The 20,441-nt window shown below is 53.9% G+C and carries 22 protein-coding genes; 11 read left to right on the top strand and 11 right to left on the bottom strand.

What is annotated here, in order from left to right:
* Positions 1-240 precede the first annotated feature (240 nt).
* Positions 241-678 (top strand): Exc2 family lipoprotein, encoded by a 438-nt coding sequence (locus CYR52_RS11465; protein ID WP_101828617.1) that lies wholly within the window; start codon positions 241-243, stop codon positions 676-678.
* 151 nt (positions 679-829) lie between these two features.
* Here the strand turns inward: CYR52_RS11465 and CYR52_RS22650 are convergent, their stop codons facing one another.
* Complete coding sequence (locus tag CYR52_RS22650) at positions 830-982, bottom strand: hypothetical protein (RefSeq protein WP_165699085.1); 153 nt, start codon at positions 980-982, stop codon at positions 830-832.
* A gap of 241 nt (positions 983-1,223) precedes the next feature.
* Here CYR52_RS22650 and paoA point away from each other — a divergent pair, with 241 nt between their 5' ends.
* The 3 genes from paoA to paoC are packed head-to-tail and all read left to right on the top strand — an operon-like array spanning position 1,224 to position 5,072.
* On the top strand, positions 1,224-1,925 hold the full coding sequence (gene paoA, locus CYR52_RS11460; RefSeq protein WP_101828616.1) for an aldehyde dehydrogenase iron-sulfur subunit PaoA: 702 nt from the start codon (positions 1,224-1,226) through the stop codon (positions 1,923-1,925).
* Positions 1,922-2,872, top strand: coding sequence for an FAD binding domain-containing protein (locus CYR52_RS11455; RefSeq protein ID WP_072932370.1), 951 nt, complete (start codon positions 1,922-1,924; stop codon positions 2,870-2,872). The genes paoA and CYR52_RS11455 overlap by 4 nt, the downstream gene beginning before the upstream one ends.
* A gap of 4 nt (positions 2,873-2,876) precedes the next feature.
* Positions 2,877-5,072: an aldehyde oxidoreductase molybdenum-binding subunit PaoC gene (gene paoC / locus CYR52_RS11450; RefSeq protein WP_101828615.1), complete on the top strand. Its 2,196-nt coding sequence runs from the start codon at positions 2,877-2,879 to the stop codon at positions 5,070-5,072.
* A 72-nt stretch (positions 5,073-5,144) separates the two neighbouring features.
* On the opposite strand, the gene CYR52_RS11445 is transcribed toward paoC, so the two are convergent.
* From CYR52_RS11445 to CYR52_RS11430, 4 genes are all read right to left on the bottom strand, one after another.
* The gene (locus CYR52_RS11445; RefSeq protein ID WP_241522410.1) at positions 5,145-5,591 is read right to left on the bottom strand and encodes a DUF4174 domain-containing protein; all 447 of its coding nucleotides are present in this window, start codon (positions 5,589-5,591) and stop codon (positions 5,145-5,147) included.
* 168 nt (positions 5,592-5,759) lie between these two features.
* On the bottom strand, positions 5,760-6,050 hold the full coding sequence (locus CYR52_RS11440; RefSeq protein ID WP_101828613.1) for a hypothetical protein: 291 nt from the start codon (positions 6,048-6,050) through the stop codon (positions 5,760-5,762).
* A 67-nt stretch (positions 6,051-6,117) separates the two neighbouring features.
* A complete protein-coding gene (locus tag CYR52_RS11435; RefSeq protein ID WP_241522409.1) occupies positions 6,118-6,882 on the bottom strand; it encodes a hypothetical protein in 765 nt (254 codons plus the stop codon).
* 206 nt (positions 6,883-7,088) lie between these two features.
* On the bottom strand, positions 7,089-8,030 hold the full coding sequence (locus tag CYR52_RS11430) for a DMT family transporter (protein WP_101828611.1): 942 nt from the start codon (positions 8,028-8,030) through the stop codon (positions 7,089-7,091).
* Positions 8,031-8,104: 74 nt separating this feature from the next.
* On the opposite strand from CYR52_RS11430, the gene CYR52_RS11425 reads away from it, so the two are divergent.
* The gene (locus tag CYR52_RS11425) at positions 8,105-8,959 is read left to right on the top strand and encodes a LysR family transcriptional regulator (RefSeq protein WP_101828610.1); all 855 of its coding nucleotides are present in this window, start codon (positions 8,105-8,107) and stop codon (positions 8,957-8,959) included.
* A 188-nt stretch (positions 8,960-9,147) separates the two neighbouring features.
* Here the strand turns inward: CYR52_RS11425 and CYR52_RS11420 are convergent, their stop codons facing one another.
* The 5 genes from CYR52_RS11420 to CYR52_RS11400 form a co-directional block, all read right to left on the bottom strand.
* Positions 9,148-10,242: a flavin monoamine oxidase family protein gene (locus CYR52_RS11420; protein WP_101828609.1), complete on the bottom strand. Its 1,095-nt coding sequence runs from the start codon at positions 10,240-10,242 to the stop codon at positions 9,148-9,150.
* On the bottom strand, positions 10,239-10,922 hold the full coding sequence (locus CYR52_RS11415; protein WP_101828608.1) for a cupin domain-containing protein: 684 nt from the start codon (positions 10,920-10,922) through the stop codon (positions 10,239-10,241). The genes CYR52_RS11420 and CYR52_RS11415 overlap by 4 nt, the downstream gene beginning before the upstream one ends.
* Positions 10,923-10,963: 41 nt before the next feature.
* Positions 10,964-11,308 (bottom strand): carboxymuconolactone decarboxylase family protein, encoded by a 345-nt coding sequence (locus CYR52_RS11410; RefSeq protein WP_101828607.1) that lies wholly within the window; start codon positions 11,306-11,308, stop codon positions 10,964-10,966.
* Positions 11,309-11,344: 36 nt separating this feature from the next.
* Positions 11,345-11,626, bottom strand: a complete 282-nt coding sequence (locus CYR52_RS11405) for a hypothetical protein (protein ID WP_101828606.1) — start codon at positions 11,624-11,626, stop codon at positions 11,345-11,347.
* Between the two features lie 215 nt (positions 11,627-11,841).
* The gene (locus CYR52_RS11400) at positions 11,842-12,756 is read right to left on the bottom strand and encodes a LysR substrate-binding domain-containing protein (protein WP_101828605.1); all 915 of its coding nucleotides are present in this window, start codon (positions 12,754-12,756) and stop codon (positions 11,842-11,844) included.
* A 176-nt stretch (positions 12,757-12,932) separates the two neighbouring features.
* Between CYR52_RS11400 and CYR52_RS11395 the strand changes: the two genes are divergently transcribed.
* From CYR52_RS11395 to CYR52_RS11370, 6 genes are all read left to right on the top strand, one after another.
* Entirely contained in the window at positions 12,933-13,709 is a 777-nt protein-coding gene (locus tag CYR52_RS11395; RefSeq protein ID WP_101828604.1) for an SDR family NAD(P)-dependent oxidoreductase, read from the top strand.
* A gap of 45 nt (positions 13,710-13,754) precedes the next feature.
* A complete protein-coding gene (locus CYR52_RS11390; protein WP_101828603.1) occupies positions 13,755-14,237 on the top strand; it encodes an OsmC family protein in 483 nt (160 codons plus the stop codon).
* Between the two features lie 37 nt (positions 14,238-14,274).
* Entirely contained in the window at positions 14,275-14,793 is a 519-nt protein-coding gene (locus CYR52_RS11385) for a carboxymuconolactone decarboxylase family protein (RefSeq protein ID WP_101828602.1), read from the top strand.
* Between the two features lie 26 nt (positions 14,794-14,819).
* Positions 14,820-15,848, top strand: coding sequence for a zinc-binding dehydrogenase (locus tag CYR52_RS11380; protein ID WP_101828601.1), 1,029 nt, complete (start codon positions 14,820-14,822; stop codon positions 15,846-15,848).
* 4 nt (positions 15,849-15,852) lie between these two features.
* The gene (locus CYR52_RS11375; RefSeq protein ID WP_101828600.1) at positions 15,853-17,058 is read left to right on the top strand and encodes an MFS transporter; all 1,206 of its coding nucleotides are present in this window, start codon (positions 15,853-15,855) and stop codon (positions 17,056-17,058) included.
* 313 nt (positions 17,059-17,371) lie between these two features.
* Positions 17,372-19,024, top strand: a complete 1,653-nt coding sequence (locus CYR52_RS11370) for a DUF262 domain-containing protein (protein ID WP_101828599.1) — start codon at positions 17,372-17,374, stop codon at positions 19,022-19,024.
* A 133-nt stretch (positions 19,025-19,157) separates the two neighbouring features.
* Here the strand turns inward: CYR52_RS11370 and CYR52_RS11365 are convergent.
* Positions 19,158-20,305 (bottom strand): IS3 family transposase gene (locus CYR52_RS11365; protein ID WP_101828598.1). Its coding sequence is split into 2 segments (ribosomal slippage): positions 19,158-20,068 and positions 20,068-20,305, totalling 1,149 coding nucleotides; the frame shifts between segments, so codons are not numbered across the junction.
* Positions 20,306-20,441: the final 136 nt, after the last annotated feature.

Below are 20,441 nucleotides of genomic sequence, written 5' to 3'. Positions count from 1 at the left end.
ATGTTCAGACACAAAAAACGCGCCTGGGGGGCGCTTTCGACAGTAGCTGATGGCTTATTTGGTCAGGGTCACTGGCATAAGCCTGAACAGTGTGGTTCTCTGATATGGCGGGCGCGCTGTCTGAGACGTTCAAAAAGCGCCCGGCAATCGCTGCGCCCTGAGAGAGAAATCTTATCGATTTACTGCGGTTACCCCTTACCTGTATATTCCGGCACACATTTTTATAGGGATATATATTAAATGATGCCAAAACCTCTCCTTCCGTCGGTGCTGGTGGGTGTGTTACTGCTCTCGGCCTGTTCAGGGCCACAAACCAGCGTCAGTCAACATGCACGCCATATGGCTTATCAGTTAGCCGGCCTCCATTTTGATCCGAACACCCAGCCATTAACGACGGACAATGCCCGGCGGATGGAAAAGTTCCTTAGCCAATTTTACGACCTCGGGAAACAAGACCGGGTGGCCGGCCTGACGGCAGAGCAGGCACAGCAGCGTGTGGCAAGTTTTACCCAGGCTCAGGACGGTGCCACGGACCAAGAGGGGCCGTTCATTCCCGTTACGCAGAAAAGCGCTTTTATTAACCACGAATACGAGGCAGATCAGCCAGAGAAACGCAGCAAGCTGCTGCTGGAGGGGGCGATCGCGACCTATTGGGATGGGTATCACGGTAAGCCGTAACAGCCGCATTGTGGCGTGCGCCGGTACTGCCGGGCGCGCCTTATAGCGAGGCTACCCCACACTGCGCATTGCCCGGATTTATCACCGCTCAGGCATTAAGTATGAAGTCATATTTATGAAGTATGATGTAATACGTATTAAAAAGTTATTGTCACCAACGGGTCAGGCACAGCGTGATCATTGCTTTAATAAGTATGACTTCAGGCATCGACGCAGTTTGCATAATTCTCTTTAAAATCAGCAGGCGCATTGCGCATGTTTTCATGTCGGCATTGGGGAGCTGTGCACCTGCGGCTTCCAACATGCGGTGGCCTCGCGGCAGAAAAACAACCCGCTCATAAACACGATCACCCGCGCACTCACCTCAAAAAGCGCCGCCTATCACCTGATTGATGAATATTACTCATTACAGCATTCGGTATCGCCGGGTAAAGAAGCGGCCGGGAACAGCTATATTCAAAAGTTAGGACTGACTATTCCCCCTTGTCATAACAGAAAGCGTCGACTGTTCCCTGGTTCACCTTTCAGCATCCCGGAGATCTGGCATGAGCAACCACGATAAGAAGGTTAATAAGGAACATCACGATGAGCCAGGTGACGGCAGCCAAAAAGCGCACTTTTGTCTGACGAGGCGCGAACTGCTGAAGGCGGGTACTGCCACCGTGGCGGTGGCGGCGGTCTCCTCTTCCACCATGCTGAGCGCCCGCGAACTCCCCGACACCCCACCGCCTGCCATGTCTGACCTGAAAATGAAGGTTAACGGCGAGATCCGGCAGCTCAACGTGGATACGCGGACCACGTTACTGGATGCGCTGCGCGAACACCTGCACCTTACCGGCACCAAAAAAGGGTGTGACCACGGCCAGTGCGGGGCCTGTACGGTCATCGTGGACGGTCGCCGGATTAATTCCTGCCTGACCCTGGCGGTGATGCATCAGGACGCGGAGGTCACCACCATTGAAGGCCTCGGCACGCCGGAAAACCTGCACCCCATGCAGGCCGCGTTTGTAAAGCATGACGGGTATCAGTGCGGTTACTGCACCCCCGGCCAGATTTGCTCCTCGGTGGCAGTACTCAAAGAGATCGAAATGGGCATTCCCAGCCACGTCACGCTTGATCTGGTTTCGCCCCCGCCCCTCACGCCTGATGAAATCCGGGAGCGCATGAGCGGCAATATCTGCCGTTGCGGGGCCTATTCCAACATCCTTGCGGCGATTGAGGATGTCGCCGGGAGGAAAGAATCATGAAAGCCTTTACCTATGAACGCGTCACCACGCCTGCCGATGCGGCGGCAAGCGCCCAGCGCATACCGGGCGCAAAGTTCATTGCCGGCGGCACCAACCTGCTGGATTTGATGAAGCTGGAGATAGAAACCCCGACCCATTTGATCGACGTTAACGGCCTGGCGCTGGATAACATCACACCGACGGCTGACGGCGGGCTGCGGATTGGCGCGCTGGTGCGTAACACCGATCTGGCCGCTGACCCGCGCATACGCCGCGATTATGCCGTGCTGTCGCGGGCACTGCTCGCCGGGGCCTCCGGCCAGTTGCGTAATAAGGCCACGACCGCCGGCAACCTGCTTCAGCGTACGCGCTGCCCTTACTTCTACGACACGAACCAGCCCTGCAATAAGCGGCTGCCCGGCAGCGGTTGCGCTGCCCTGGAAGGGTTCAGCCGCCAGCACGCGGTAACGGGCGCAAGCAAAGCCTGCATCGCCACGCATCCCAGTGATATGGCCGTCAGTATGCGCCTGCTGGACGCCGTCATCGAGACGGTGAACCCGGATGGGCGTACGCGAACCCTGCCGATTGCCGATTTTTACCGCGCCCCCGGCACAACGCCGCATCTGGAAACCGTGTTGTTGCCCGGCGAACTGATTACGGCCGTGACGCTGCCGCGCCCGCTCGGCGGCACGCATATTTACCGGAAAGTGCGCGATCGCGCGTCTTACGCGTTTGCCCTGGTCTCGGTGGCCGCGGTGGTGCAGCAGGACGGCAGCGGCCGCGTGGCACTGGGCGGTGTGGCGCATAAACCCTGGCGATCGGACGCCGCCGACGCCGCATTGAACCAGGGTGCGCAGGCGGTCTATGACCGGCTGTTTGCAAACGCGCAACCCACGCATGAAAACGAATTCAAGCTTGTCCTGGCGAAGCGTATGCTCGCCTCGGTGTTGACGGAAGCGAGGGCATAAAATCATGAAATTTGAGAATCCGGCCAATGACAACCCCATCGACCAGCTGAAGGTGGTGGGCCGCCCTCATGACCGCATCGACGGGCCGCTTAAAACCACGGGTACTGCCCACTACGCCTATGAATGGCATGACCTGGTGCCGGATGTCGCCCACGGCTATGTGGTCGGCTCTTCCATCGCCAAAGGTAAAATCCAGTCTATTGATCTCGAGGCGGCCCGGCGCGCGCCCGGCGTACTGGCCATTGTCACCGCAGAGAATGCAGGCCGTCTCGGCAAAGGTGAGATGAACGCTGCCGCCCTGCTCGGCGGCCCTGACATCCAGCATTACCATCAGGCTATTGCGGTGGTGGTCGCCGGGACGTTTGAACAAGCGCGCGCTGCCGCGGCGCTGATTCAGGTGCATTACCGCCGCGACCGCGGTGCCTGGGATCTCGCCCACGAGAAGCCCTCGGCAAAAGCCGATGAAAACGAGCCGGACAAGAAAACCGGGGATTTTGAGCGCGCATTCTCCGCCGCGCCGGTGCAACTGGATGCGGTCTACACCACGCCTGACCAGAGCCATATGGCGATGGAACCCCACGCGTCGATGGCCGTCTGGGAGGGGGATAAGGTCACAGTCTGGACGTCCAACCAGATGATTAACTGGTGCCGCAACGAACTGGCGAAGACGCTTAACCTGCCTGCCGACAACGTGCGTATTGTGTCGCCTTATATCGGCGGCGGTTTCGGCAGCAAATTGTTCCTGCGCAGCGATGCGGTGCTGGCGGCGCTGGGCGCGCGGGCGGCAAAAAGGCCGGTAAAAATCGCGTTGCCCCGGCCGTTTATCCCCAACAACACCACGCACCGCCCGGCGACCATCCAGCACATCCGCATTGGGGCGGATCAGGACGGGCATATTACCGCGATCGCGCATGAGAGCTGGTCAGGCAATCTGCCGGAGGGCAAGCCGGAAACGGCCGTCCAGCAGACCGAGTTACTCTATGCCGGTGCCAACCGCTTTACCGCGCTGCGGCTGGCCAGGCTTGACCTGCCGGAAGGGAATGCGATGCGCGCGCCCGGCGAGGCACCGGGGCTGATGGCGCTGGAAATTGCGATGGATGAAATGGCCGAAAAGCTCGGCATGGACCCGGTACACTTCCGCATCCTGAATGATACCCAGGTCGATCCCGCCAACCCCGACCGCCCCTTTTCACAGCGCCAGCTGATCGCCTGTTTAAAGACCGGCGCGGAGAAATTTGGCTGGAGCCGCCGCAATGCGCGCCCCGCCCAGACCCGGGACGGGCGCTGGCTGACGGGCATGGGCATGGCGGCCGGCTTTCGCAACAACCTGGTGATGACATCCGGCGCGCGGGTGCATCTTGACGCCCAGGGCATCGTGACCGTCGAAACCGACATGACGGATATCGGCACAGGCAGCTATACCATCATTGCCCAGACGGCGGCAGAGATGATGGGGGTACCGCTCGACAACGTGGTGGTGCGGCTGGGGGATTCCGCGTTTCCGGCGTCTGCCGGTTCCGGCGGCCAGTGGGGCGCCAACAGTTCAACGGCAGGGGTGTACGCGGCGTGCGTCAAACTGCGTGACACGGTGCTGAACAGGCTTGGCCTTGATCCCGCCGGGGCGGTGTTTGCTGAGGGGCAGGTGCGCGCCGGGGGCCGCAGCGTGAAACTCGCGGATGCCGCCCGTGAGGGGAAAATTACCGTTGAAGACACCATCGAGTTTGGCGACCTGGATAAAAAATTCCAGCAATCCACTTTTGCCGGGCACTTTGTTGAAGTCGGGGTGGATATCGACACCGGTGAGGTGCGTATCCGGCGAATGCTGGCCGTGTGCGCGGCGGGCCGCATCCTCAACCCGAAAACAGCGCGCAGCCAGGTGATCGGGGCGATGACGATGGGCGTGGGCGCGGCACTGATGGAAGAACTGGCGGTGGATACGCGGCTGGGGTATTTCGTCAACCACGATCTGGCGGCGTATGAAGTCCCGGTACATGCCGATATCCCTGAGCAGGAGGTGATTTTCCTGGAAGAGGCTGACGCGGTTTCCTCTCCCATGAAAGCGAAAGGGGTGGGCGAACTGGGGTTGTGTGGCGTCAGTGCGGCGATTGCCAATGCGGTGTACAACGCCACGGGGGTGCGGGTAAGGGATTACCCGATCACGCTGGATAAGTTACTCAAAGGCTTGCCGGTACGGGTTTAACGCCCCGGTGCACGGGCAGCAGCGGGTTGCCCGTGCCAACCCGCTTCGTAAAACCGCGCTTACCACCCAGCGTCAGTCTGTTTTTGCCTGGCGCATCGGCATCCGGTCGATAGTGGAGAGCAGGGCTTCCGCACTCAACGGGGTGGTTTCACGCAGCTTCATCCCGCCATCTTTCCCCACCAGCACCATTTCAAAGCCCCTGGGCTGAAGCTGTGCACGCATCTGCCCTTTATCCGCCGGGGAGGTATCACTGAACACGATGATATCCCGCTCGGCCAGCGCATCCTGATGATTTTTCAGCATCGCTATCTGTTGAACATAGCGGGCATCCGTGGCTGACGGCGCAAAGATCACCACCGGGCGATGTTGCCAGCGATACTGAGTGAGATCGGCAGTGTCGGGGGCTAACGCCCGGAACAGGCCGCTGTCTGCTGCGGGCGCCGCACTGCACCACAGGAAAGCCAGGGCGGCCAGCAGGGCAAAACTGCCACGGGCAGGGGCGGATAAACGGGTATGCATAAACCTCATGGCGGTTCCCCAGATCTGGTCAGAAAATGGCGAGTATGGGAAAAGTGTAGCGGAGGGGGTGTCACGCAAGGGCACGGCATCACGCCTGTTTACTTTTATTTACCTCAGGCGCAACGCCAAAAAAGCCTGCACCGGGGTGTACAGGCTTTTGTTCACTACTCAGCGGTAATACTGGTGCCGCCGTCTCGAATTGTGTTTCCAGCTTTTGGCGACGTCATAAATACCGGTCGGGAAATCATCCCAGCTGCTCGGCAGCATTTTTCCGCGTGCCGCCCGGAGATGAAGCCCAAATTCGCGATATTCATACCGGTGCAGGTGATAATAACTTTTCTCCTGCAGGGTGCTGAATTGCCTGAAGCATCCGCTTCCCAGCCGGTAATAATAGACATACGGATTCCCAATGCCCCCGCAGGGTTTAGGATGCTTATAGTGATCTTTAAGTTTCTTCATGACACTTCCTGCTAATAATTAATTCGCTAGAAGTGTCCCTCCGCATAGTAATTCATGCTCTCTTCCATTAAACGCGCGCCGGTTCAGGCGACTGCCATGCCCTTTCGCCCCGCGCTTTAAATTCTTCAATCGCCGCGTTAATCACGTCCACCGTTAACGCCTCAGCCTCGACCACCATCCGTAACCCAATGCCGTAAGCAAACCCAGGCAGGATTTTATAGCCGCAATACACCGCAGGCGGTTGGGTGTTCACTATTTCGGCTTCGCGTTGTTCCGTGTATTCATTGAACGTCAGGCCGTTAAAGCAGGCGTACCGCGGCTTTTCCTGGCGGAGTAATGTGCGGCTGACGAGTTTGCCTTGGCTGTTGTAGTTGGGGCGGGTTTCAAAGCGGGCTTCAACTAACCGCTCTGCGTCACTTAATTGCTGCCAGGCCTCATCGAATACACGCTCTGAAATAAGATCTTCCCGCGCCAGTTGGGCAGTAATAATTTCAGCGTTCCACAGCACGGCGGGGTCGTGGCCGGTGAAAAAGATATCGCTCCAGCACCAGGGGTGCTCAGGATGCCGGCGATAATACTCCGTATCGCAATAATCATAAAACAGGCCGCCGCAACGGGCGCGTTCACGGTGGATCTGCTGTTTGAGGGCAAACACTTTCTGGCGGCGCTTGCGGCGCGAAAGGGCGGTAAATGGGCGGTGTCGACGAGAGCAGGCCATACTCTTTCCTTTTGGACTGCTGAAAAAACTCCAGCCGGACAGGGTATCAAAAGTAATCAGAAGCAGGCAACCCTTTTGAATCAGGTGTCGTTCAGGCACTGTCGCGCTGAGCATATGGGGGAAATCTATTGCAGGAATAGCAGAGCATCATGCGCCAACGTGACGCGCCACAGCGCCTCGCGGTAAACATCCTCTGGCGGGTGATCCAGCGGAACGGCAGGCACCCATGCTCCGCGACGTACTGATATCACTGCGTGATCGCCTGCGTCGGACTGACGCTTCCGCATCGGTTTTTAACGTGTCATCATCAGTATGCCGGCTCATGGTGCAAGAGGAACCTTCCGTTCTTCGGCACGCAATACTATCCAAATGCCAATTGAGGAAATTGCCATACCGGACGCCATCTGCCAGGAAAGTGGTTCACTGAACATAGCCCAGGCCCATAACATGGTCATCGGTGGGCTAAGGAACAGAACGGTCGTAACCCGGGTCGCCGAGCTTCGGCGCAGGCATATCCAGTAAAGCCCATAGCCGCCAAAGGTTGGCAGACTTGCCGTCCATAATACGCTGAGAGTAAAGCCCAGTGTGGGTACCGGAACCAGGCTTCCCTGACTCCCCTCGATAATGGCGAAGGCGAAACTCGCCACAAGACACTGAAGCCATAGGCCCGGCAGCATATCCATGGACTGTGAAGCACTGCTGCGTTTCTGCCATAACGTTGCCACAGCCAGTGACAACATGCCCGTTAAGGGCAAGACATAGGCCCATACCGGCGCCTTACCCACGGCCAGCACATCATGCGTCACCCATATCACGCCCAGCAGTCCGGTGAACAATCCAAGCCAGATCTGATTCGATAAACGTTCGCCACAAAATGCTGCTGCCAGCAGCGCCATTCCCAGCGGCAGCAGGTCTGCGCACAGGGCGGCGAGCCCTGCAGGCACCCCCAACACAATGCCCTGCGTTACACCTGTCATATATCCGACCATAGCCAGCAGACCTATTCCGGCATTTCTCAGCAGTACCCGGGGAGGCGTTTTCAGCAGCGCTCTGCAGACAAAAGGAAACAGCAGAACTGTTAAGCACACATAGCGCCAGAACACCACAAGCAGTGCGGGTGCATAGAAGATAGAAAACCGTGCACCGATAAATCCTGAACTCCAGGAGATCACCAGTGCCGCTTCAAGCAGGGGCAAAGGAATGGCGTAAATCCAGTGACGGTGCAGAGGTTTTTCTTTCAGGAGTGGGCTGATTTTGTTCATTACCCAAACCTAAAGGAAGGGTGTAATCTGGTAAATCAAAATTATATGCACCAGTGGTTAAGCGATATTAAATCATGACGGATATTCTTCATATTGAACTCCTGCGTACATTCCATGCAGTGATCAGAACAGGAAAATTCAGCGCGGCTGCTGAACAGCTCCATAAGAGTCCTGCGGCAGTAAGCGTTCACATTCAGCGACTGGAGGCCGTGGCAGGCGGACAATTGCTACATCGTGATAACCAGTCAGTGACCCTGACAATGCTGGGTAAACGTTTGTGGGGGTCGTCTGTCGAACTATTACGCCTGCACGATCAGGTACTGGCTGACCTTCGTGGTACCAGTATCGCCGGTCGTATCAGGTTGGGTGTTCCTGACGATTATGCTGCACACATAATCCGTGAGGTGCTTCCAGCGTTTTCAGAAGCCTGGCCGAACGTCGTGCTGGAGCTCCGGATGGGGCCAAGCAATCTGTTGAAAGAGTGGATTCAGCGCGGTGAATTAGATACGGCAGTGGTCGTTCAATCTCAGGAAGAAATCAATCCTGATGCTCAGGTGTTAATGCCGACGACCCCCGTCTGGGTAGGTCCCTTAGGCACAGACATAGCGCTCAGCGAAGTATTGCCTCTTGCCGTTTACACAGCGCCCTGCGCTTACCGTAAGGCCATAACCGAGTCGCTCAAAGTGGCTGCAAGGCGTTCGCGTATCGTACTTGAAAGCCATTCCAGCCAGGCGATTAAAGAGTGCGTTGAGACAGGGCTGGCCGTCAGCCTGATTGATCGTGGAAAGGTCACAGCAATGATGCAGATTATTGAAGGGATGCCCGTCATTCCGGACCATAACATACTGTTCATCCGTAGCGCCGCATCGTATGAGGATAAAGCCACCGAACTACTGGCGCAAACCCTGAAGCAGACTTTTCGGCTGTAAAATTTCCCTCTGATGCAGACACATGTTTCACTCATCATGGACTTTTAGCTGATTCAGTCCGCTTTGTGCCAGAAGCGGACGTTTCAGAAGCCAGCTGTTTTCAATAACAAACGTATCATCGAACCGGAAACTAATGTTTTTTCAACAACCAAACTCCGGCTCGGACGGTAGCACCCCATTTTCGCGGGTTATTTCTGTTGTAACCAGCGCTGAACGCCCGTTAATGCAGAGTCAATTGCGCCTGCCAGATAGCCCGAGAATTGCGACGACCATTCACTGGCGATACCTGTCATCACGCCAGACCACTCTCCCCTGGCGGGAAGTTGCTCAGGCATTGCGTGCCCGACCTCCTGCAGGAGATCAAATTCAGTCGCAGTAAACGGATCGGCCGCCCAATCTTTAATATAATCAGCTTCGGGTTCTGCCGCATCCTGCCCAAATAAGCGTACGAGCTGCTCCCGGCAAAGGCTTTTGAGAACAGCTTCGCTGACTGTCCATCTCGATTTTGCCGGTACGCCAATGAAACCAAAAATCGCCGTTTTGCCCGAATCTGGCTCGGATACGTCGTGGATCTCTACCATTGGCCCAACGCGGCTTCCTGCATTCCCTGAAAGCTGCCGCTCATCCAATAAGTCCGTTTTATATACAGCGACATATTTTGCATGGGGAGCCATCCATGTCGGGATTTTCCGCCAGTTCGACAGCATCTGTTCCGGCATCGCCGGATTGAATTCTATTTTAGCTGCCAGGGCAGGAGGCAAAGCAAGGAAGACATGCTCACCGGAAAATACGGCTTTGTTACTGCCTTCGGACCGGGTATGGACCTGCACTTCCTTGCCGGCTCGCAAAACAGCCACAGCCTGATGACCGGTTTTAATCTTCTCTGCCGGGATCTGACTTTTAAGTGCCGCCGTCAGCGCCTGCATTCCTCCCTTCAGCCTGAAAGACGCCGGGGAGCTCTCCCATGCCGGGTAGCGTTCGGGGGGCAAATCCAGCTGGCGTTCATAGAGCATGTCACCCGGACGGCCGTGCGCGATTACCGGAAGATTAAGCCGCTCGATCAGTTGCGCGAAGTCCGGTTGAATATCAGGCCAGAACCACGCAGCCCCCATATCTACATGAATGCCAGCGGAGGTGCCCGCCAGTTCCAGGCCTGACAGCACGCGCCCGCCCGTTCTGTCACGAGCCTCAAGAATCACATAATCAACACCCGCTTTTTCAAGCAGCGTGGCGGCATAAAGGCCGCTTATGCCCGCACCAATGATAACAGCGGTCTGCTTCATAATGTCGCTCCGGTCAGGGTTGTCGGGCTGAGATGTCCCGTTTTCAGATAAAAAAGTGCGCCAGAGGCGGTGGCTATAAGAGCAGGCATATCACCCGGCGGAAACCGCAGCCAGCTTCCTACCCCATAGCAACCTTCCGGCGCATGGAGTTCCCCTTGCAGAAGAAGGATCTCTGCTCCGCCAACAAGCGGTGCACAGAAGATCCGCTCACCCGGGGCAAGCTTCTTAAGTAGAACGGTTTCTGAGGTGTCGGAGAATAAAGGGCAGATTTGTCTTTGCGACTGACCGTGCCAGTTAGCTGCCTCCTGCGTATTTATCCTGACCGGCTGGCGCTCACCGGCAGACATCTGGCGCAGCTTGACGAAAATGGTTGTGCCGTCGCGACTTGAGGGTTGGTGAGAAGAACCATCCGGGCTGCGCAGATACCAGCCGGCAGGATAGTCGACCCCGTTTTCGCTAAAAATACCGTCGAGCACCAGAATCTCCTCTCCGCCGGGATGGCTGTGTGCGGGAAATTCGGAGCCGGGCGCATACCTGACAAGGCTGGTTGCGCGGGCCTGCTCGCGACCAATCCGGTCAAGCATCACGCGCTCAACGCCGGGCTGGGGAGAAGGTATCCACTGATAATCGTCCGGAGTAACGATCGCACGCTGCGAAAAATCAGAATTCAGTAATATCATAGTGAGTGATTAGACGGCCCCGCAGGGGGCCGTCTGCAGGCCTATTTGTTCGGCAGATTATCGTAAACATCCAGAGCACGCGCGGTATACGTCAGCGCTGCGCCAGTGTTCAGGTTAATGGCAACGGCCAGCGCTTCGGCGATCTCTTCACGCGTGGCACCGTGCTTGACCGCAGCGTCCACATGTACCGCCAGGCAACCGTCACAGCGGGTAGTGACGGCCACGGCCAGTGCAATCAGTTCATGGGTTTTAGGATCGAGGTGCTTGTTCTCTGACGCCCCTTTATCCATCTGCTGAAAGCCTTTCATAAACTCTGGCTGCAGTTTGGCAAATTTACCGATGGTGGCGAGCAGGCTACTGCGATATTCATTCCAGTTTAAGAACATTGAAAACTCCGGTTATTTTTTGTCTCAGAAAATTCATTACATGACGTCGAAAATACGTACGTCAGGCGCGCTGTTTAAATACGGTTTTAATCCTGCAACGACATCCTGCGTGAACAGCGAACTGCTAAGATATGCCTGCGCCTGCGCCACAGTCGTAAAGCCGTGCAGCACCTGGACATCCTCGTCACGGACAAGCAGCTCTTTAGAGGTGGCACCCTCAATGGTGGTCAGAAACGGAGTTTTGTATTTCTGGTATACCCCTGCGGCTGCCGCACGGTTTTCATTACTGATATCCAGGGTGATTTGCAGATAAGCCATCGTTCTCTCCTTCGCTCAGGGTTGAAGTAACACGCCCGGTTAAAATCCGGTCTGTATTACCTTTCGTTGAGGGCGATTATCAGAAAGCCAGACAGCTTCAACAAATCAGATAATCTTGCGGAGCAGAGAAGAAATTCTATGTCGTCGTTTGGCAGGGAATAAGCATTACGCGCCCGGCGTGATTGCAGGAGCAGCGTAATGCCTGAGTGGGCAGTTTATGAAAGCTCCGAGATCACATCCTGAAGAAGCCAGTCGTGGAAAACTTTCACTTCATCACGCATGACTTTTTGCTGCGGGGTCACCACATAATAAGACCACTTGAGCGGCCACCGATGGTCGGGGTGCAGCTGGACCAGCTGTCCGGTTTCGATAAGCTTTTTCACCAGAGCGTATCGCACGATGGCCACGCCCCTGCCACTCAGGGCCGACAGGATCACAGCTGAGGTGGAGTTAATATGCAGACCGCTTTCCAGCGCTTCGGGGGCACCGACCGCCAACAGGACATCATTCCATGACGGAAAATCCGCCCCGGGATGGGGCGTGTCATCATGAATGAGTTTTTGCGTGGCGAGCCATTCACTGCAGGCCATTTTCCCGGACGGCACCAGGTGTGGACTGCAGATCAGTACCGCTTCCTCATCCATCAGCCAGGTTTTATTCACGCCTGGCCAGTCGCCCTGGCCGCAGCGAATACCGATATCCGCCTCGCCGTGCGACACGTCCATCAGTTTTTCCGTGACGTTAAGCCGCAGATCGATATTTTCGTGCGTTTCCGAAAACCGGTTCAGGCGATCCATCAGCCAGTTCATCATCAGTACCTGCGATGCTGTCACCACCACCACTGAACGCGACCGGCGACCACGAAGCTTATTTAATCCGGTTTCCAGTTTGTCGAGTCCCAGCGTGATGTCCTGCAGTGCCTCCTGCGCCTCGTCAACCAGCGTCAGACGCTCTTTTCCTGAGCGGGTGCGGTGAAGAAGCGGGTGTCCGACCCAGTCTTCCAGCGAGCGTACCAGTTGGCCTACTGCGGCGGGCGTTACGCCAAGCTCCTGTGCCGCGCCGGTAAAGCTACCGTGCCTGGCGGTGGCTTCAAAAGCATGCAGCCATTTAAGTCGGTTTAGCGATCGCATCGGGGTTATCCTGATTCATGATTTTCCTCAGTATACGCCAGCGAGAAAGATTTTCTTTCCTGCGTCGCAATTTCTTCTCAGTCGTCAATCTGGGGCCCGGGTGGCATTCTGATTTCACACGATGAGGAGCGCGGCTTTTCATCAATGACAACCATATCAATTTTAAGAGGTTAGCGATGAACGCATCTTTTGCCGGTAAAAAACTGTTAGTGGTCGGTGGTACAAGCGGCATGGGCTTCGAAACGGCGAAGCTGGTTCTGAAAAACGGTGGCAGCGTTGTGCTGGTTGGCAATCGTCAGGACAAAGCCGAGCAGGCCCGCCAGGCGCTGGCTGCAGACGGTCAGGTTTCCATCATCGTTGCCGACCTGATGAAAGAAGAAGGTATGCAGCACGTGGTGAATACCATCAATGCCGAACACAAGGATATCAGCCTGCTGGTCAATGCTGCTGGCGTATTTTTCCCGAAACCGTTCACCGAACATGAAACGTCAGACTATGACATGTACATGAACATTAACCGCGCGACGTTCTTTATTACCCGTGACGTGGTGCGCAATATGGTCGAGGCCGGTATCAAAGGATCCATCGTTAATATCGGATCCATGTGGGCACAGCAGGCCATCGGTGCCACTCCGTCTTCAGCTTACTCAATGGCAAAAGCGGGTCTGCACGCGCTGACCAAAAACCTGGCCATTGAGCTGGGTGAAAAAGGGATCCGTGTGAATGCAGTGTCTCCGGCAGTTGTTCACACACCGATTTACGAAGGCTTCATTCCGAAAGACGACGTGAAGGGCGTGATGAACAGCTTTGACAGCTTCCACCCGATCGGCCGCGTGGGTACCCCGTTAGATATCGCGGAAACCGTTGCTTTCCTGCTTTCTGACAAGACTGGCTGGGTCACCGGCGCTATCTGGGATATCGATGGCGGCGTAATGGCTGGCCGTAACGCCTGATGACCATGCCGCACGCGCTTACCCGCGTGCGGCACTGGAGTAATTATGCAAATCCAGACCGCGCATTATGACCTTGTCACCTCGTGGCAGGGGGGCATGGCCAGCCGGACGCTCTGCCAGTCCTTTTCCGCAGACAACGCTCCGCCTGCCCTGCAAAGTCATGTTATCGATTCCGATGAACCGGTTTCGCTGGGTGGCGAAGGGCTGGCTCCTGACCCCCAGGAGCTGATGCTCGCTGCGTTCAATGCCTGCATGATGGCCGCCTTTATTCTCGAAGCCAGGGCTGAAGGTCTCGCCCTTACGCATCTTGAAATTCACACTGACGGGCACCTTCCGAAGGGTATACCGGCCTCCGGTGACAGACCTGCAGAGGATGCTTCCGGCAGGCTTGTGTATGTCATCCATGTACGCGGTGGCGGCACGGTGCATCAGTTTGAAGGGGTTCATCAACGGGTGATTACCTCCTCTCTGAACCGGTGGTTACTGGCCCAGAATATGCTGATCGAAGGTGACTTAATACTGAGCTGACGCGGCTGGATTGTTCTGTTCTACAGGAAAAAATGATATGAACACATCAAGAGTAACTCCCTGGCAGGATGAAGAGCCAGTCGACGCCGATCTTCTCAACGCGATAAAGGCCCGTCGGCCCGGCGGAAAACTGATAGATATTGATCGGATATTACTGAAGAGTGCCCCCCTGGCCACGGGCTGGAACGAACTGATGGTACGGGTACGTCAGGAATTTTCGCTCAGCCTTGAATACCGGGAACTAATCATGCTGCGCGTTGCCTGGCTGAATAAAGCAGAATTTGAATGGAACGTGCACTACCCTGCTTATCTGGATGCAGGCGGAACGGCTGAAAAAGCAGAAGCCCTGCGGTTATCCTCCGCGCCACACGTCTTTAATGACACCGAAACGTTGCTGATACATCTTACGGACCAGTCCACCCGGAACGTCGTGGTTGAGGAGAAAGTAATTGGTGCGCTGAAAAGCCTGTTAGGTGAAAAAGAGACCGTGGAAGCCGTTGCTACTGTCGCCGCCTATAACATAGTGTCCCGTTTTCTTGTCGCCCTTGCCATCTGACAACCCCAAATTTTCCGGTGCAATTTATGAATAAAAAATATCGCGCTATGCAGATCGTTGCCCCCGGTGTGCTGGAAATGACCGAGCAGCCGGTACCTGTTCCCGGCCCGGATGAAGTGCTCATCAAAATTGAAGCATGCGGCGTATGCGGTGCCGATCTCCGGGACGCGGAAAAAGCACCACAGGCGGGCCAGCCCGGCCGTATACCGGGACATGAAATTGTCGGGTTTATTGCCCGGAAGGGGAATAGGGTACCCGATATCTGGCAAAACGGTCAGCGGGTAGGCGTCGGACGTCTGGGGGGGTACTGTCAGCACTGCAAACCCTGCCGCAGCGGGCTTTTTCATCTTTGTGAAAACCAGCTTACGCCTGGACTCAGCTGTGATGGCGGCTACGCAGAGTACGTCGTCATGCGGCACACTGCGCTGATAGCCATCCCCTCCGCGCTTTCTTCCGTACATGCCGCGCCGATCCTTTGCGCCGGTACCGCAACCTTCAACGCGCTGCGTAATTCAGGCGCAAGGGCGGGCGACAGAGTGGCGGTTCTCGGAGTGGGTGGCCTTGGCCACATGGCCGTTCAGTACGCCCGTAAAATGGGGTTTGAGGTGACGGTGATTGCGCGGGGTAACGAAAAAGAACGAGCGGCCTATGAGCTGGGTGCGCATCACTACATCAATACACTTGATGAAAACGCATCAGAACGCCTGAAAAATGACGGCGGTGTGGATTTTATTGTGGCAACGGCACCGGCTTCAGAGACGGTATCAGCCCTTCTGTCCGCCCTCGCCCCCCGGGGAAAAGCGATCCTGCTGGGTACCGGACAAACGCCGCTACAGGTCATGCCCGGTATGATGATCGGCGCTGAACGTACCCTGACAGGATCTTTCGTCAGCACACCGACGCAAACCGAGCGCGCGCTGCAGTTCAGCCATCTCTTTCAGGCTTTGCCTGTTACAGAGCTACTGCCATTTGAAAGGGCAAATGAGGCGCTCAGCAGACTGAAGCAGGGTCTGGCGCGATACCGGATAGTGCTCACCATGAATCAGGATAATTAATCACATGTCCGCAGAACATTTCCTGCCCGTTGCAGACCAGAAAAACAATATCATCCGCCTGTCGGCCGCACAGGCTCTCGCCGGTGCTAACTCTGTGGTTTTTTATGCCACAGGCGCAATTGTGGGTAACTCGATTGCGCCTGCAAGCTCGCTGGCCACGCTGCCCATCACCATGTTTGTACTTGGGATGGCGGCCTGCATCTTGCCGTTAGGTTCACTGGCGCGGAAAAATGGTCGTAAAACTGCTTTTATGGTCGGCACAGGGGCTGGCGTCATTACCGGACTGACCGCTGCACTTGCCGTCGTCATTGGCTCTTTTATACTTTTCTGCATTGCCGCATTTATGGGGGGGGCATATGCGGCCGTTGCGCTCAGCTTTCGTTTTGCCGCAACGGACGGCGTCACGCCCGAACGCCGAGCCAGGGCTTTGTCGCTGGTAATGGGAGGCGGAGTGATAGCTGGCGTGGTTGGTCCTATGCTGGTTTCCGGAACGATGCACCTCTGGCCGCCTCATACATTCGCCGTCACGTTCCTCGCCCAGGCGCTCGTGGCCGTCATTTCGGCATTCATACTCAAAGGCGTGAAAACCACAGAACCTGCCGGCGCGGTAAAAACGGGTGGGCGGCCTTTACGCGAAATTGTCCGTCAGCCAGGGTTTGCCAGAACCGTATTCAGCGGTGCGGTCACTTATATGGTGATGAACTTCCTGATGACGGCAGCCCCACTCTCGATGCACATGCACGGCATTTCTCAGCAGGCGTCGAATCTTGGTATCCAGTGGCATGTTATTGCCATGTACGGTCCGGGTTTTTTCACCGGCAAATTAATTAACCGATTTGGAGCCATGCGTATCGCCGCTGCGGGTCTTCTTATTACGGCATGTTCTGTCCTGGCCGGACTCAGTGGAACCGATATTTTCCACTACTGGCTGTCGCTGATTTTGTTGGGTCTTGGCTGGAATTTTGGCTTCACCGGCGCATCGGCAAAAATCATTGAATATCACCGTCCCGAAGAAAAAACCCAGGTCCAGTCCCTGAACGATTTTGTGGTGTTTGGGGTGATGATTGTAGGATCATTTTCTTCAGGTGCTCTGCTCAGTCTCTACGGCTGGAACGCCGTCCTGTGGGGATCCCTTGTTCCCGTCGGGCTTGCCTTTTTAGGTATTGTTAACGAGTTGCGGGTAAAAAAGCAGGATAAATTAAGCTCATGACGCAGTTTTATCTGCGGCCTGGAAGCGGATTATGTTTATGTGAAAAGTATCTAAAGCCCAAAATCAACGTGCATGATTTTGGGCATATTTGTCGATGCTCACTGGTTCCATGATTTCGTTAATGTCCGCTTATCGCTCATAGCGGGCGTTGGCCTGCGCGTCTGTCTGCTTTGTGCCAGAAGCAGAACTATAAAAGAGGCAGAGCGAGTTAGTTAACGAGGGATTGGTCGAGCAATTAATATAAATAGTGGACATTGCTACCGAATGGTTGGAGAATCGTAATTACAAAGAACACAGTCAATTTGGATGAGAAATGGAAGCTAAAGAATGTAAGGTACAGGACATCCTTACCGAAAACAAAAAGTTCATTATTCCTTCATATCAGCGCCCTTATAGCTGGACGATAGATAATGCTGAGCAATTAATCGATGACATTTATGAAAGCTCTCAATCTAATGAAAGTGAATATTTTATAGGAAGTATGATTTGTATTAACAAAGGTCAAAATCAGTATGAGGTTGTTGATGGCCAACAACGACTGACAACGTTAAGTATTATTGTTTCCGAATTAAAAAAATTAATCACTATACAAGGCATAAAAGATGACTTGCAAAAGAGAGTGTTACCCATAGATGTTTATTCTGACGAGGCTGATGAACCGCGATTGATCGTCAGAAAGAAAGAGTATAATCTTTATAAATATTACATCCTTCAAGATCTTAAAGATTACAAACCCGAAAAACCTTCCGACACTGACTTAGTCTTCATTAGTAATTCAGAAGCAGTCAGAAACTACCTTTCAAAACTGACGGACGATACTCTGAAAACGCTGGCAAAATATATATTACAAAATGTATATATTGTATTCGTCCAAACAGATGATTTTTCATCTTCATTTCGCTTATTCAATGTTCTTAACAGCCGAGGTTTGCCATTAAGTAATGCTGATTTATTGAAAAATGCTCTTTTTGAATCAGCCTCTTTGCATAATAAAAAACCTGAGCAAATTGATTCAGCATGGTCTCAGATAGAAGATATGGTTGGTGTAAGTAAACTAGACAAATTCCTGACCCTTCACAAACTCTCCGAGAAAAAAGATCGTGACCGTGTTTTACAGAAAGGATTCGAATCTTTCATTGAAAAATTACAAGATCAATTCGATGGCGATGCCATCGCAATGTCTCTTATGTTAGTGAGCTCTTCCAAGCATTATGCGAAAATTTTGGAAAACGATTTTGAACATCCATCAATAAAACGAAAAATCGCTTCTCTAAGTAATCTTGGCGTTGATGAGTGGATACCTCCGGTAATGGCGTTCATGAACAGGATGGCGCGGTCCTGTGATTTTACTATGGATGATTTCTCCCAGTTCATCACTTCATTTGAAAAGGTTTATATGCATGGATGGCTTAAAAAACAAATCAAAAGCCAGAGGGAAATGGTCTGCTATTCAGCATTAGTCGCCATAAACAATCATATGAATCTCTCATCTATAATAAATCAGATAAATCAGCATGCTGATAACACTGGTTTTATTAATGCATTAGATGATGATTTATATGAACCCAGACCAAACCAAGTCAATCTTATTAAAGCAATTTTACTTAGGCTGGATATGGAACAACAAGATGAAAGTGTCATCAAAACTTACACTGGTCGAATAACAATCGAACATATCCTCCCTCAGTCATTAGTGAATGTTTATTGGCTTCATAGATTCAAACCACATGAACATACTAATTGGCTGCATAAAATTGGCAACCTGACACTGATTAGTGGAATGAAAAATTCTGAGGCGCAGCATTCCGACTTCATCAAGAAAAAAGCAATTTATGAAAAATTAAACAGCAAAAGTTCATTTGATTTAACAAAAGACGTGTGCAAGTCGGAGCAGTGGAGCATAGTCGAATTAAGAATCCGACATGAGAGCATGAAATCCCAGCTGAAAAAACTCTGGTTAGTATGATTATCATTCAAGAAGCATGCCTGAAACAGGCATGCTCTTTCTGCCAGGTGCAACTTTAAAACGCTTTCTCTTGGTTAGAGTATTGTTGTGTAGGTAGAGTCTTAATTATGACCTATGAATCGCCACGGATAATCTAGACACTTTCGAGTCGTTGATAATACTGGTTTTCATATTCTGTCGGTGACATCTGATCGCTCGAACCATGCCGACGCTTACTGTTATAAAACATTTCGATGTAATCAAAAATATCGCTGCGGGCTTCTTCCCGCGTTCCGTAGATCTTTCTCTTTATCCGCTCGCGTTTCAGTAGCTGGAAAAAGCTTTCTGCAACCGCGTTATCGTGACAGTTACCGCGACGGCTCATGCTGCCCTCCAGGCCGTGTGATTTCAGGAACGACTGCCACTCATGGCTTGTGTACTGACTGCCCTGGTCCGAGTGAACCAGCACCTGTTTTTGGGGATTACGCCGCCATACAGCCATCAGCAGTGCGTTCAGGACAATGTCCTTTGTCATCCGGCATTGCATGGACCAGCCGATAACCTTACGTGAGAACAGGTCAACAACCACGGCCAGATACAGCCACCCTTCGTGGGTCCTGATATAGGTTATGTCCGTTACCCAACGCTCATCCGGAGCATCCGAATTGAACTGTCGCTGAAGCCTGTTGGGCGACACGATACTGGCTTCGCCTTTACGTGCCCGCGGGCTCCGGTACCCGACCTGAGCCTTTATCCCGACACGCTTCATCAGTCGCCAAACTCTGTTCACTCCGCACTGTTGCCCGCTGTCCCGCAGATCCAGATAGATCTTGCGATAACCATAAACGCAACCGGACTCCAGCCAGAACTGTTTGATCTGTCCCGTCAGTCTCAGGTCTGTCTGGTGGCGCTGAGAATGCGGCTGCTGAAGCCAGGCGTAAAAGCCACTGGGATGAACATTAAGCACCCGACAGAGCAGACGAACAGGCCAGCAACGGGTGTTGTCACGGATAAAGGCGTACCTCAGTCGGACAGCTTTGCGAAGTACGCCGCGGCTTTTTTTAATATGTCCCGTTCGTCAGTAACCCGCTTCAGCTCCTTCTGGAGTCGGCGGATCTCGGCCTGAGCATCTGACTGTTCTTTATGAGTGGATGAGTCCGGACCGTGCTTTTTTATCCAGGCGTAAAGGCTGTGGGTGGTGATATCGAGACGTGCTGCAACGCTGGAAACAGAATGACCGCGATCAACAACCTGTTTGACTGCTTCAGTTTTAAACTCTTTAGGATAACGCTTACCGCTCATAGGCACCTCTCTTTAAGCCATCTTAAATGACTCTGAGGTATCTGTTAAACCCGTGGCGATTCAGACATTCAATGAAATGTGCCCGTTTGCTTTGTCTCAATCACGCACATTGTGGGAGTCTGAAAGTTCTTACCTG

The sequence above is a fragment of the Chimaeribacter arupi genome (assembly GCF_002858805.1).
Taxonomy (GTDB): domain Bacteria; phylum Pseudomonadota; class Gammaproteobacteria; order Enterobacterales; family Enterobacteriaceae; genus Chimaeribacter; species Chimaeribacter arupi.
This window is presented reverse-complemented; position numbering and strand designations above follow the sequence as displayed.